Origin of the sequence: Novosphingobium sp. ZW T3_23, from assembly GCF_044987305.1 — a bacterium.
In the GTDB taxonomy this organism is placed as follows: Bacteria; Pseudomonadota; Alphaproteobacteria; order Sphingomonadales; family Sphingomonadaceae; genus Novosphingobium.
The window spans coordinates 52,890-66,176 of record NZ_JBJDRF010000005.1 but is presented as its reverse complement, the minus strand read 5'-3'; the positions used below and the strand labels follow the sequence as shown (position 1 = coordinate 66,176).

The 13,287-nt window shown below is 67.2% G+C and carries 10 protein-coding genes; all 10 read left to right on the top strand.

Going from position 1 to position 13,287, the window contains the following annotated elements; translation table 11 throughout:
* The first annotated feature begins 297 nt into the window (after nt 1-297).
* The 10 genes from ACI3K3_RS04705 to ACI3K3_RS04660 are packed head-to-tail and all read left to right on the top strand — an operon-like array spanning nt 298 to nt 13,194.
* A complete protein-coding gene (locus tag ACI3K3_RS04705) occupies nt 298-942 on the top strand; it encodes an XrtA/PEP-CTERM system exopolysaccharide export protein (RefSeq protein ID WP_404912463.1) in 645 nt (214 codons plus the stop codon).
* Nucleotides 943-968: 26 nt separating this feature from the next.
* Nucleotides 969-2,489 carry an XrtA system polysaccharide chain length determinant gene (locus ACI3K3_RS04700; protein WP_404912461.1) on the top strand — a complete coding sequence of 507 codons (1,521 nt, stop codon included), beginning with the start codon at nt 969-971 and terminating at the stop codon, nt 2,487-2,489.
* 9 nt (nt 2,490-2,498) lie between these two features.
* Nucleotides 2,499-3,572 (top strand): capsular biosynthesis protein, encoded by a 1,074-nt coding sequence (locus ACI3K3_RS04695; RefSeq protein WP_404912459.1) that lies wholly within the window; start codon nt 2,499-2,501, stop codon nt 3,570-3,572.
* An 11-nt stretch (nt 3,573-3,583) separates the two neighbouring features.
* Complete coding sequence (locus ACI3K3_RS04690) at nt 3,584-5,296, top strand: preprotein translocase subunit YajC (RefSeq protein WP_404912457.1); 1,713 nt, start codon at nt 3,584-3,586, stop codon at nt 5,294-5,296.
* A gap of 18 nt (nt 5,297-5,314) precedes the next feature.
* Nucleotides 5,315-6,523 (top strand): XrtA/PEP-CTERM system-associated ATPase, encoded by a 1,209-nt coding sequence (locus tag ACI3K3_RS04685; protein WP_404912455.1) that lies wholly within the window; start codon nt 5,315-5,317, stop codon nt 6,521-6,523.
* A gap of 46 nt (nt 6,524-6,569) precedes the next feature.
* Nucleotides 6,570-7,451 carry an XrtA system polysaccharide deacetylase gene (locus ACI3K3_RS04680; protein ID WP_404912453.1) on the top strand — a complete coding sequence of 294 codons (882 nt, stop codon included), beginning with the start codon at nt 6,570-6,572 and terminating at the stop codon, nt 7,449-7,451.
* A complete protein-coding gene (locus ACI3K3_RS04675) occupies nt 7,448-8,524 on the top strand; it encodes a FemAB family XrtA/PEP-CTERM system-associated protein (protein ID WP_404912451.1) in 1,077 nt (358 codons plus the stop codon). The genes ACI3K3_RS04680 and ACI3K3_RS04675 overlap by 4 nt, the downstream gene beginning before the upstream one ends.
* Entirely contained in the window at nt 8,524-9,750 is a 1,227-nt protein-coding gene (locus ACI3K3_RS04670) for a TIGR03087 family PEP-CTERM/XrtA system glycosyltransferase (protein ID WP_404912450.1), read from the top strand. Before ACI3K3_RS04675 ends, ACI3K3_RS04670 begins: the two co-directional genes overlap by 1 nt.
* Nucleotides 9,740-11,287 (top strand): exosortase A, encoded by a 1,548-nt coding sequence (gene xrtA / locus ACI3K3_RS04665; protein ID WP_404912448.1) that lies wholly within the window; start codon nt 9,740-9,742, stop codon nt 11,285-11,287. The genes ACI3K3_RS04670 and xrtA overlap by 11 nt, the downstream gene beginning before the upstream one ends.
* Nucleotides 11,288-11,298: 11 nt before the next feature.
* On the top strand, nt 11,299-13,194 hold the full coding sequence (locus tag ACI3K3_RS04660) for an XrtA/PEP-CTERM system amidotransferase (RefSeq protein ID WP_404912446.1): 1,896 nt from the start codon (nt 11,299-11,301) through the stop codon (nt 13,192-13,194).
* The last annotated feature ends 93 nt before the right edge of the window (nt 13,195-13,287 follow it).

Sequence of the window (13,287 nt, the reverse complement as noted above, 5' to 3'; positions counted from 1 at the left end):
TCTCGCCGATCAGGCTGCCGTCGATGGTCAGGAATGGTTCCTGAGCCGAAGGCCAGCGCAGCTAAACAAGTTCAGGATGACGATGTGCGCCGGTGATCCGTTTAGGCTTGAGCCTGTCAGGCCTCGGTTCCCTAGTGTCAGAACTCGGCGCAGGATTGTCCCATCGCGGGACTGCGCGGGAATCGCCTCTTCACGACTAACGCAATGTTCACCCTTTTGAGCGATAGGCGAGGCTGGATTTTGCCCGGTCCGCCAATCTCATACGGCGGACGCGACGGGCGCTGAAGGGATTGGACTATGTCGCATCGCCGCTTCACCGGAGTGCTGGCAGGCGCCGTGCTCAGTAGCATGGTCCTGACCGGCTGCGCTCATGCGGCGCCCAAGCCGGAGCTTCCGCCCGCGCAGTTCGTGGCGATGCAGGAAGGGCCGAGCGAGGAATACGTGATCGGCCCGCTGGATCAGCTGACCGTGTTCGTCTGGCGCAATCCAGAGCTGGGCGCCAAAGTGCAGGTGCGGCCCGACGGTCGCATCACCACGCCGCTGATCGCCGACATGCCCGCCGTGGGCAAGACGCCTGCCATGCTGGCGGAAGACATCCGGCTCCAGCTTTCGCAATATATCCAGGATCCGCTGGTCTCGGTGATCGTCGACGGCTTTTCCGGCACTTACAGCCAGCAGATCCGCATCGTTGGCGCCACCGAGAAGCCAGCCTCGATTCCCTACCGCGCCAACATGACCGTGCTGGACGCGATGATCGCGGTGGGCGGGCTTTCGGAATATGCCGCGGGCAATCGCGCCCGGCTGATCCGCTTCGACAAGGCCACTGGCAAGCAGACCGAATATGCCCTGCGCCTCAGCGACCTGCTGAAGAAGGGCAAGAGCAAGGCCAACGTCATGCTCAATCCGGGCGACGTCATCATCATCCCGGAAAGCATGTTCTGAGGATCTGAGGGGAGCGGATCGGCGCGATGAACGGCCTTTACGAAGAATTGCTCGCCGCGCTGCACAGCGTCTGGCACCGGCGCTGGATCGCGCTGGCTGCCGCCTGGGCGATCTGCCTGCTGGGCTGGCTGGCGATCGCGCTGATCCCCAACAGCTACGAATCGCGCGCGCGCATCTTCATCCAGCTTGACGATGCGTTGGCCGAACAGGTCGGCATCGGCGTGGCCGACAAGAAGCGCGATATCGAGCGCATCCGCCAAACCCTGACGAGCGCGGTGAACCTGGAAAAGGTCGTGCGCGGAACCCGTCTGGGAGACACCATCCAGTCGCCCAAGCAGATGGAATCGGCAGTGGCGGGGCTTGGCAAGAACGTTTCCGTGGTCGCGCAGCAGGACAACCTGTTCGAGATCACGGCCACGGCCAACTACGCCTCGATGTCCGACGCGGAGAATGCCCAGCTTGCCCGCGAGGTGGCGCAGAAGATGATCGACATCTTCCGCGAGGAGAACCTCTCGGGCGATCGCGGCGACATGGTCGAGACGCTGACTTTCGTGAACCAGCAGCTTCGCGCTCGTGAGAAGGAACTGGAGACCGCCGAGCAGCGCCGTACCGCTTTCGAGGCCCAGCATCCCGAGATGGCCCTTGGCGGCGCGGCGGTGGCGCAGCGGCTGGAAAGCGCGCGGACCCAGCTTCGCGATCTGGAGGCCGACATTTCCGCCGCGCAAAGCTCGCTGGCGGCGATCGATGGGCAGCTGGCCAGCACCCCGCGTGTCGTGGCGGGCGGGGCGACCGGAGGCGCCGCCGGAGCCTTCGCCACGGCCCAGGCCGAACTGGCCAGCATGAAGGCGCGCGGGCTTACCGACAATCATCCCGACGTGATCGCCGCGCGCAATCAGGTCACCGCCCTGCGCGGTGTCGCCGCGCAGGAAGCGGCCCACGGGGGCGGCACGCCCAACCCGGCCTATAGTTCGCTCCAGTCGATTCGCGCCGAACGGCTCGCCAATGTGCAGGCGCTTACATCGCGCAAGGCGGCCTTGCAGTCTGACCTCGCCTCGATGACGGCATCGGCGATCCAGGATCCGGAACTCGCCACCGAGGCGCAGCGCATCAATCGCGACTATGACGTGCTTCGTCAGCAGTACGACAAGCTCCTCCAGGACCGCGAGGAACTGCGCCTGCGCGGTGAAGTGAAGACCGAGCGCGAGGCCGTGAAGTTCCAGGTGGTCGATCCGCCGACGACACCGCGCAAGCCAGTGGCGCCGAACCGTCCGCTGCTGCTGGTGGGCGTGTTGATCGCCGGGATCGTCGGCGGCTGCGCGGGCGCTTTCGCGCTGGGCAAGGTCCGTTCGGTATTCGCGACGACCGCCGGGCTGGAGCGGGCGACCGGTCTGCCGGTGCTCGGCGCGATCTCGCAGAACGTCACGGACGGGGTCCGCCAGCTTCGCCGCCGCCGGCTCAAGTATTTCTTCGGTGCGGGCGCGGCGCTTTGCGGCCTTTGCGTGGTCTTGCTGGCGGTCGAATTCATCCAGCGCGGCATGGTGGCCTGAGGAACGGTGATGGCACGGCACAGAAAGACATCGCTCTCGGGTCAGGACGACACCGCTCAGGCCGAAGCGCCGGTTCGCGGCCGATCGCTGATAGAGCGCGCCGCCGGACGCTTCGATTTCAACGCGATGATCGCGCGTCCCGGCCCACTGCCGCCCGCGCCCGCGCGCAAGGTGGCCGCCGCGCCGGTTGCGCCTGCTCCAACTGCGACGCCTGCTCCCTTCGCACCTCCGCCGGGCGCGGAGCCGGAAGCCGCATCGGAGCGCGCTGCTCCGGTCCCGTTTGCCGAACCGATCGACTTCAGCCCAGTTGACTTCAGGCCAGTCGACTTCAGGCCAGTCGACTTTAGCGGCGAGCATCACCCGATCGACCGCGAGCATTTGCGCGAGCAGGGCCTGATCGTGCCGGAAGGCACCGTGACCGCGCTGCTGGAGGAATTCCGCATAGTGAAGCGGCAACTTCTGGTCCAGGCGGGCGACTTGCGCCGCCAGGGTGCCGGCGCCGCCGCGCAGCGCATCCTCATCAGCTCCCCCCATCCGGGTGAGGGCAAGACCTATTGCGCGCTCAACCTCGCGCTTTCGATCGCCGCCGAGAAGGAAAGCGAAGTCCTGCTGGTCGACGCCGACTTTGCCAAGCCTTCGATCCTTTCCGCGCTCGGGCTGCCGGGCGGTCCGGGGCTGATGGACGCTTTGATGGACGAGACGATCGATCCCGCGTCCTGCGTGCTTGGCACGGATATTCCCGGCCTCTGGGTCATGCCGGCGGGCGATGCCACGATCAACGACAGCGAGTACCTGTCGTCATCGCGCACGCCGCGCGTGCTGGAGCGGCTGACCGAGAACGCGCCGCGTCGCATGGTGATCTTCGATTCCCCGCCCGCGCTGGCGGCCTCTCCCGCTGCGGAGCTTGCCAAGTACGTCGGCCAGACCGTGGTGATCGTGCGCGCCGACCGGACCGGGCAAGGCGCGCTGGAAGACGCGATCTCGCTGCTGAATGCCTGCCCCAACGTGCAGCTTCTGCTGAACGACGCGCAATTCAGCCCGAGTGGCCGCCGGTTCGGCTCCTATTACGGATACAAGGGATGAAGTCCCGGCAGATGAAATTGGGTACATTGACTTTGGCGGCGCTGGCCTTCGCGGCCGCGCCGTCCGCGCATGCGCAGGCGGGGGGTTCCGATCGCGCCGGAGATCAGGCGGGCGGCGGCTCGGGTGGAACGGCGTCGCCTTCGGACGGGCAAGGCAAATCGTCTCGCGGCCAGCGCGGCCGCAAGCCGCGCCGTCTGGAAGTGACGCCCTATATCGAGGTCGACCAGATCGTCGACGCGCAGCTTTCCCCCGGCAACGACGTGCTGACCTATACCCAGCTTGCGGCGGGCGTGGACGCGGGCATTTCCGGGCGCAACAACGCGGTATCCGCTTCGGTTCGCTACGAACGCTATATCGGCTGGGGCCGGAAGGCGCGCGACGGCGACGCGATCAGCGGCGTGGTGCGGGGCTATGCCGGGATCGCGCCGGGCCTGACGATCGAAGCTGGCGGCCTCGCCACCCAGGCCCGCGTCGAGAATGGCGGCGGCGCGCTTTCCGGCGGGTTCGTGGACGACAGCACCCGGACCAACATCTATTCCGTCTACGGCGGCCCCTCGTTCAAGACCCGCGCCGGGGATATCGACCTTTCCGCGAACTATCGCGCCGGTTTCACCAAGGTGGAACAACCGGACGCCTATGTCGCCACGCCCGGCGGCGCTGCGGCGGATCTGTTCGACAAGAGCGTGACCCAGATGGCCGACGTCCAGGCCGGCGTCGCCCCTTATGTGGTGGCGCCGGTGGGGCTGGGCGTCGGCGGCAGCTTCTACCAGGAAGACGTTTCCAACCTCGACCAGCGCGTGCGCGACATGCAGGCGCGGGCGATGGTGACGGTGCCGGTCAGCCGCACCGTGCAGGTGGTGGGCGCGCTGGGTTACGAGGATGTCGAGGTTTCCAGCCGCGATGCGCTGCGCGATGCCGAGGGCAATCCCGTGGTCGGCAGTGACGGCCGCTACGTCACCGACAAGGGCGCCCCGCGCGAACTGGCCTATGACGTCAGCGGATTGCTCTGGGATGTCGCCGTCATGTGGCGGCCCAGTCGTCGCACCTCGCTGTCGGCCCATATCGGCCGCCGCTATGGTTCGACCAGCTTCGGCGGCACCCTGGCCTATGCGCCGGACGACCGCAGCCAGCTGAGCGTGGGCGTCTACGACAGCGTGAGCGGTTTCGGCGGACAGCTGAACCGCGCGCTCGATCAGTTGCCGGATGATTTCGTGGCCGTGCGCGACCCCGTCACCGGCGAGCTGCGCGGCTGCGTGATCTCGCTCGACGGCAACAACTGCCTGTCCGGCGCGCTGGGTTCGGTGCGCTCGGCGGTGTACCGGGGACGCGGCATCGCGGTAAGCTATTCGCGCCAGATCGGCCGTCTCAACGCCGGGATCGGCGCGGGCTACGATCGGCGCGATTTCATTGCGGCGCGCAATACCGTGCTCGGCGCCGCCGATGGGGTGGTCGACGAGAACTGGTGGATCGCGGCCTATGTCAACGGCGAGCTGGGCCGCGACGCGGGCTGGTCCGCGAATGTCTACGCCAATTGGCTGAGCAGCACCGACGCGCTCACCGGCGATGTCGCGGGCTATGGCGCCACGCTCGGCTACTACCGCATGCTGGCCCGCCGCCTGCGCGCGAGCGTGGCCCTGGGGATCGACGGCACCAGCCGCAACGATCCGCTTTATGATGATATCTGGACAGCGTCGGCCCTGGCGGGCTTGCGCTACAGCTTCTGATTGCGAAGGAGAGCAGGGATGTTCGACCAATTCTACGGGTTCGAGGGCCGCCCTTTCCAGCTGACGCCCGATCCGGCTTTCTATTTCGAGAGCGCGACGCACCGCAAGGCGCTGTCCTATCTCGGTTACGGGCTGGCGCAGGGCGAAGGCTTCGTGGTCATCACCGGCGAGGTCGGCGCGGGCAAGTCCACGCTGGTCTCGCACCTCATGGCCACGATCGATCCGGCGCGGCTTACCGCTGCCTGCATCGTCACCAGCGCGCTGGACGGCGAGGCGATCGTCCATGTCGTGGCGCAGGGCTTCGGATTGCCGGTCGCCGGGCATGACAAGGCCTCGGCACTCGGCGCGATCGAGGGCTTCCTCCACGCAGAAGCGCGCGCGGGCCGCCGCTGCCTGCTGATCGTGGACGAGGCGCAGAACCTGGCGATCGACGCGGTCGAGGAACTGCGCATGCTGTCGAACTTCCAGCTCGGCTCGCATCCGCTGCTTCAGACGCTGCTGCTGGGTCAGCCGGAATTCCGCACGACGCTGTTGGAAAGCCCGCTGCTGGAACAGCTTCGCCAGCGCGTGATCGCGACCCATCACCTTACGGCGATGGAGCCGCGCGAAGTCCAACCTTACGTCGAGCATCGCCTGAACCGCGTCGGCTGGAAGGGCAATCCCGGCTTCGACCATCGCGTCTTCGCCGAAGTGCACGAGGCGACCGGCGGCATCCCGCGCCGGATCAACCAGATCGTCAACCGCCTGCTGCTGCTCGGCGCGGTGGAAGAGCGTTCGCTGATCGATCTCGACATGCTGCACGAAGTGCTGGGCGAACTCGATGAGGACGGCACCCGCAATCTGGTCTGCGCAAGCGAGCCGACCGAAATCGCGGCGCCTGCCGAGATCGCGCAGGGCGGAGGGCTTCATGCCGATACACCCGATCCGGATGTCGCCAAGCGCCTGATCGAAGCGGCTCTGGCGCAGCGCGACTCGCAGCTTGAAGAACTTCGCAACGTCGTTTTCGAACTCGCCGCCAAGCTGGAGCAGGTCAGGCAAGGTCCGGCCGGAGAAGATGATTCTGAAGATCCGCGCGTGGCCGGATTGCAGGAGCAGCTTGCGCAGATGGCCGCCGGCAATGCCGCTCTCGAAGCACGGCTGGACGAGCAGGAGCGCACATTGCGCCACACGCTCACCATGCTGATCGAATGGTTCGAGGGTGGCGAAGGCCGGCGCCGGGCGGCCTGACTTTCGCATGCCCGCGCAGCCGCATCGGCAGACGAGGACGGACGCTATGAACGATACCCGGCCCATCAACGGCCTTTCGGTCGACGTCGAGGACTGGTTCCAGGTCGGCGCTTTCGAAGGCGTGATCGACCGTGCCGACTGGCCGGCGATCCGCACGCGGGTAGAGCGCAATTGCGACGATATCCTGGCGCTCTTCGACGCGGCCGGGGTGAAAGGCACGTTCTTCACGCTCGGCTGGGTTGCGGTCCGCCATCCCCGGCTGCTGCGGCGCATAGCCGAGGCGGGCCATGAAGTGGCCAGCCACGGCTGGGACCATGAGCGCGTGTTCCGCATGGATGCCGCCATGTTCGGCCGCGATCTCGACATGAGCCGCAAGGCGATCGAGGATGCCGCAGGGGTCCGGGTGACGGGTTACCGCGCGCCCAGCTTTTCCATAGATGCGCGCACGCCCTGGGCCTTCGACGTGCTGGCCGAGCAGGGCTATGCCTATAGCTCCAGCGTCGCGCCAATCGTGCATGACCACTACGGCTGGCGCGAGGCGCCGCGCTTTGCGTTCAACCCACTGCCGGACAGCCCGCTGGTAGAGATTCCCGTCACCACCGCGACCTTTGCTGGGCGGCGGCTGGCAGCAGGGGGCGGCGGGTTCTTCCGCGTGCTGCCTTACGGATTTTCGCGCTGGGCGATCCGGCAGGTCAACGGCGAGGGCCGTCCTGCGGTGTTCTACTTCCACCCCTGGGAGATCGACCCGAACCAGCCGCGCGTGCCCGATGCGCCGCTGCGGTCGCGGCTGCGGCACTATACCAATTTGCGGGTCATGGCCGGCAAGCTGCGTCAGCTGATCGGCGAATTCCGCTGGGGGCGGATGGACGAACTTGCCGCGCGCGAGGCGACCCGCGCCGTTTCCCTGCAAGCGGCGCTGGCGGCATGAACGCGCCTTTCGCTCCCCTTGCGGGCGCGGTGCGGCTGGTCGATCTTTCCGACCCCGACGAAGTCACGCGGCTGGAACGGTTCACGGCCCGACATGCGCAAGCGACGCCCTTCCATCGCCCGGCCTGGTTTCTCTCGGTCGCGAAGGCCACGGGCAACCGCGCGCTGGCGCTGGTCGAGGAACGGCAGGGGGAAATCCTCGGCTTTCTCCCGCTCGACGCGATCCATTCCCCGATCTTCGGACGCCTGCTGGCCTCGACCGGCTTCGCGGTGGGCGGGGGGCTGCTGACCCTGCCGGGCGCCGATAAGTCCGCGCTTTTCGCGGCGCTGGAGGAACTGGCGCTGCGCCAGTCGTGCCCGGCCATCGAGCTGCGCGGCGGGGTGCTTCCCGATGCGGGGGCGGGCTGGACGCTCAAGACCGAGAGCCACTGCAACTTCGCGCGGCCACTGGCGGCGGATGACGAGGCGCAGCTTCTGGACATCCCGCGCAAGCAGCGCGCGGAAGTGCGCAAGGCGCTGGCAGGCGACCTCGAAGTCGAGATCGGCACGTCCGAGCGCGACCGCGCCGCCCATTATCAGGTCTTCGCGGAGAGCTACCGCAATCTCGGCACCCCGGTATTTCCGCGTTGCCTGCTTGATGCCGTGCTGAACGCTTTCGGCGACGAGGCGGACGTGCTGACCGTGCGCCATCAGGAAAGGCCGGTTTCCAGCGTGATCACGCTCTACCATCGCGGCGCGGCGATGCCCTATTGGGGCGGCGGCACGCGTGAAGCGCGGCACCTTCGCGCCAACGACCGCATGTATTACGAACTCATGCTCCATGCGCGGCGGCGCGGGTGCACGACGTTCGACTTCGGGCGCTCCAAGACCGGCAGCGGAGCCTATCACTTCAAGCGCAACTGGGGCTTCGAGCCGGAGCCGCTGACGTATGCCGCATGGACCGCGCCCGGCGTTCCGAAGCGGGAGGCCGATCCCGCGAGTTCCAGCCTCTCGCTCCAGATCCGGCTCTGGCAGCGCCTGCCTCTGGCGGTGGCCAACCGACTCGGGCCGCTGATCGCGCGCGGAATCGGCTGATGGGCGAGATCCTGTTTCTTGCGCATCGCATTCCGTTTCCGCCCGATCGGGGGGACAAGATCCGCTCGCACCATGTGCTCAAGGCGCTGGCCGCGCTGGCTCCGGTCCATCTGGGCTGCTTCGCGGACGACGAGGCGGATCATGCCTGCGAGGGCGAGATGGCGGCCCTGGCGCAGAGCCATCTCCTGCTGCCGCGCGGCAAGTCACTGGCCGTGGCCGGGCTGGAAGCGCTCATTGGCGGCGATCCGCTGAGTCTCGCCGCTTTCCGGGACCGTCGCATGAGAGAGTGGGTGGAGCGGATTGTCGCGAACCGTCCGATCGAGACGATCTTCGTGTTCTCCGGCCAGATGGCGCAATACGTGCCCAAGACCTATCGCGGACGACTGATCGTCGATCTGGTCGATGTCGATTCCGCCAAGTTCGAGGCTTACGGCGCCAAAGGTCGCGGCTTCCGTGGCTGGATGGAGCGACGGGAAGGGCGCCTCCTGCGCGCGGAGGAGGCCCGGATCGCGCGCCGCGCGGATCGCACGTTGCTCGTCAGCAAGGCGGAGGCGGCGCTCTTCGCCGCGCGGCTGGGCGAGCCCGAGAATCGCATCGAATCCATGGGCAACGGCATCGACAGTGCGCTTTTCGATCCCGCGCGTGTCGTGCCGGAGCCACGCATGCTGGCCATCGAAGGCCCCCGTCTCGTGTTCACCGGGCAGATGGACTACGCGCCCAACATCGAAGCGGTGGAACGGGCGATGGACCGCATCCTGCCGCTGGTCCGTGCGCGCCTTCCGCAGGCCAGCCTGCATGTCGTCGGCCGCAATCCACCCGCCTCGCTGCTCGCCCGTCACGGACGGGAGGGTGTTCACGTCTGGGGGCGGGTCGCGGATATCCGGCCCTGGCTCGCCGCGGCGGATCTGGCGCTGGTGCCGCTGGAAATTGCGCGGGGCGTGCAGAACAAGGTACTGGAAGCGATGGCGATGGCCTTGCCGAGCGTGCTCTCGACCGGCGCGGCAACCGGCATCGATGCCGTGGACGGGCGCGACTTCGCGATGGCCGAAAGCGACGAGGCCCTGGCGGAGAGAGTGCTCGCTCTGTCCTGCGACCGGGATCGCGCCCGCAACATGGGCCAGGCCGCACGGACGTGGATTCTCGCGAATGCAAGCTGGGAGGCCGCCCTGGCCGACCTGCCGCACATGCTGGCCCTTTCGCAGGAAAGCCTCAACGATGCCGCCTGAAACCGCAGCGCCGATGCGAGCCCCGCATTGGCTGGATATCCCCGCGCATTGGCGCCCGGCGCTGGTGCGCTGGGGTCTTGTGGCGCTGGTCGTCGTGGCTGTGCTGCTGGATGATTGGGCCAAGATGGCCCGGCAATGGTGGGATATCTCCACCTACAACCACATCGTCCTGATCCCGCCGATCCTGGTCTGGCTCGTCTGGCAGCGCCGCGCCGAGCTGGCGAAGCTGACGCCGCTGTGCTGGTGGCCGGGGTTCCTGCCGATGATCGGGGCGGCGTTCCTCTGGCTGCTGGGCGCGCTGTCCGGCCTCGATCTCGCGCGGCAGGCCGGTGCGGTGGCCATGCTGGGATCGACGGTGCCGCTGTTGCTGGGGCCGCGCGTGACGGCGGGGCTGTTTTTCCCGCTCTGCTACATGGCGTTCCTGGTGCCGGTGGGCGAGGAACTGGTTGAAGTCCTGCAAACCGTCACGGCGGCGATCACCGTGGCGCTCACGCATCTGAGCGGCATTCCCGCCACGATCGACGGGGTGTTCATCGATACGCCCGCCGGGCTGTTCGAGGTGGCCGAGGCCTGCTCCGGCGTGAAGTTCCTGATCGCCATGATCGCCTTCGGCGTGCTGGCCAGCCATGTCTGCTTCGTCAGCTGGCGCCGCCGCGCGGCGATGATGCTGGCCTGCGTGGTGGTTCCGATCCTGGCCAACGGAGTACGGGCCTGGGGCACGATCTTCGCCGCGCAATTCGTCGGGGTGGAGAAGGCGGCGGGGTTCGATCACATCGTCTACGGCTGGGTGTTCTTCGCCGCGGTGCTGGCGATGGTGATCGCCGGGGCATGGCGCTTTTTCGACCGCCCGCTCGACGCACCGATGATCGATGCCGACCGGATCGTGCGTTCTCCGGCCTTGACGCGACTGGAGCGGATGCGCCTTTCGCCGGTTGCCGCCGTCGTTCTTCTGGCGCTGCTGCTGGCGGCGGCCAAGGCCTGGGCGCATGTCGGGGACCGGCTTGAAGCGCCTCTGCCCACGCATATAGACTTGCCTGCCGTCCCCGGCTGGAAGCGGGTGGATTACACCCCGACAATCTGGTGGGAACCGCGTGCCGAAGGCGCCGACCATCGCCTGCTGGGCCGCTATGCCGATGGGCAAGGCCATGAGGTCGACGTGTTCGTTGCGCTCTATGCCGGACAGGGCGAAGGGCGCGAGGCTGGCGGCTTCGGCCAGGGCGCGCTGACGCCCGGTACGGGCTGGTCGTGGCAAGCCTCTGGCCCCGTCTTCGTACAGGGGCGCAGCGAACGCCTGCTCGGTCACGGCAAGGTGGAGCGACTCGCCGTGACCTGGTATCGGACCGGCGATCTCCTGACCGGCAGCAATGCCCGCCTGAAGCTGGGCGTCATCGGTGACAACCTGTTGCTGTGCGCCAGGCCCACGACCACGCTGATCCTCTCTTCGGAAGGCACCCGCGCGCCCGATTCGATCACGCGCTTCCTGGCCGCCACCGGGCCGACCGCCGCGTGGATGGACCGCGTCGTGAAGCTCCGCTAGGCCGGTCCGGTATGTGTGGCATCGCCGGTATCTACCATCTCGAAACTCCCAAGCCGGTCGAACCGGCGCGGGTGGAAGCCATGTGCGATGCCCTGGCGCATCGCGGCCCCGACGGCAGCGGCGTCTGGACCGCGCCCGGCGTGGGTTTGGGGCATCGGCGTCTTTCGATCATCGACCTTGCCGGTTCCCCGCAACCGATGGCTTCGCCGGACGGGCGGGCCATGCTGGTGTTCAACGGTGAGATTTACAACTACCGGGAACTGCGCCGTGACCTGAAAGCCTGGGGCGCGGAGTTCCGCACCGATGGCGACAGCGAGGTGATCCTGGCAGCGTGGCGGCGCTGGGGGCCGGACTGCGTGACCCGCCTGCACGGCATGTTCGCTTTCGCGATCTACGATCTCGATGCACGGACCCTGTTCCTCGCCCGCGACAGGCTGGGGGTGAAGCCCTTGTTCCTGGCTCCCCTCAGCGACGGCAGCCTGGCCTTCGGTTCCGAACTCAAGGCACTGCTGGCCCACCCCCTGTTGCGGCGCGAGATCGATCCGCTGGCTATCGAGGATTACCTGGCCTGGGGCTATGTGCCGGACACCCGCTCGATCCTGAAGGGCGTGATCAAGCTGCCGGCGGGGCATTCCCTGTTGCTGCGCCATGGCCAGCCCCTGCCGAAGCCGAATCAATGGTGGGACGTATCCTTCGCCGGACGCCGCAAGGGCAAGGTCGAGGATCTCGAAGCGGAACTGCTTCACCTCCTGCGCGAGGCGGTCACATCCCGCATGGCGGCGGACGTTCCGCTCGGCGCTTTCCTCTCGGGCGGGGTGGACAGTTCCAGCGTCGTCGCGCTCATGGCCGAGGCAAGCACGCAGCCGGTGAAGACGTGCTCGATCGGCTTCGACATCGCCGCGCTGGATGAGAGCGACTATGCCGCGCAAGTCGCAGGGCGTTTCGGCACGGATCACCGCGGCCGGCAGGTCTCACCCGACGATTTCGAAGCGATCGACGCTATCGCCGGGATGTTCGACGAGCCTTTCGCCGATGCCTCCGCCTTGCCCACCTGGCGGGTTTGCCAACTGGCCCGCGAATCGGTGACGGTGGCCCTTTCCGGAGACGGCGCCGACGAAGCTTTCGCCGGCTATCGCCGCCATGTCTTCCAGCGCGGAGAGGATCGCGTACGCGGGGTCATCCCCCAGGCGATCCGGGGACCGCTGTTCGGCTCTCTCGGCAAGCTCTATCCGAAAGCCGATTGGGCGCCGCGTCCGTTGCGGGCCAAGGCTACGCTGCTCTCGCTGGCGGCGGACAGCGCGCAGGGCTATGCCCGTGCGATCGGATTTGCCGCGCCGGAACTGCGGGACGGCCTTTATTCCGATGATTTTCGCCGGCTTCGCGGTGCCTATCGCGCCGAAGACGCGGTGATCGATCTGATGCGCGGCGCTCCTGCCCGGTCGGGGCTGGACCGCGCGCAATATGCCGACCTCAAGCACTGGTTGCCCGGCGATATCCTGACCAAAGTCGATCGCACGAGCATGGCGGTAAGCCTGGAGGCCCGTGAGCCGCTGCTGGACCACCGCCTGATCGAGTTTGCGGCCAGCCTGCCCGAAACGATGCGCGTGCGGGCAGGGCAGGGCAAGTGGCTGATGAAACGCACCATGCGGCGCAGCCTGCCGGACGAGATTCTCTATCGCCCCAAGCAAGGCTTCGTCACGCCTATAGCGCAATGGTTCCGCGGCCCCCTGGCTGCTTCCGCCCGGGAAATAGCGTCCAGCGCCACACTGGCCCGCACGGGATGGCTCGACACGGCCCGCATCGGTACCCTCGTAGAAGACCATATTGCCGCACGGAGCGACCATTCGCGTCTCCTGTGGCAGCTGCTGATGCTCGATCGGTCGCTAACCCATTTGGGGATCGCCTGATTTTTCCCCTTTTCGGCGGCTTCCTCATCCGGCAGCGGTTTGCCGAAATTATTGTCAATGCCGGTTAACCTAACTTCTTCTTAGGACCTTTGC

Bases quoted from the DNA above. Each gene is read 5' to 3' on its own strand.
- ACI3K3_RS04705 (WP_404912463.1), top strand. From the start codon at position 298: ATGTCGCATCGCCGCTTCACCGGAGTGCTGGCAGGCGCCGTGCTCAGT.
- ACI3K3_RS04700 (WP_404912461.1), top strand. From the start codon at position 969: ATGAACGGCCTTTACGAAGAATTGCTCGCCGCGCTGCACAGCGTCTGG.
- ACI3K3_RS04695 (WP_404912459.1), top strand. From the start codon at position 2,499: ATGGCACGGCACAGAAAGACATCGCTCTCGGGTCAGGACGACACCGCT.
- ACI3K3_RS04690 (WP_404912457.1), top strand. From the start codon at position 3,584: ATGAAATTGGGTACATTGACTTTGGCGGCGCTGGCCTTCGCGGCCGCG.
- ACI3K3_RS04685 (WP_404912455.1), top strand. From the start codon at position 5,315: ATGTTCGACCAATTCTACGGGTTCGAGGGCCGCCCTTTCCAGCTGACG.
- ACI3K3_RS04680 (WP_404912453.1), top strand. From the start codon at position 6,570: ATGAACGATACCCGGCCCATCAACGGCCTTTCGGTCGACGTCGAGGAC.
- ACI3K3_RS04675 (WP_404912451.1), top strand. From the start codon at position 7,448: ATGAACGCGCCTTTCGCTCCCCTTGCGGGCGCGGTGCGGCTGGTCGAT.
- ACI3K3_RS04670 (WP_404912450.1), top strand. From the start codon at position 8,524: ATGGGCGAGATCCTGTTTCTTGCGCATCGCATTCCGTTTCCGCCCGAT.
- xrtA (WP_404912448.1), top strand. From the start codon at position 9,740: ATGCCGCCTGAAACCGCAGCGCCGATGCGAGCCCCGCATTGGCTGGAT.
- ACI3K3_RS04660 (WP_404912446.1), top strand. From the start codon at position 11,299: ATGTGTGGCATCGCCGGTATCTACCATCTCGAAACTCCCAAGCCGGTC.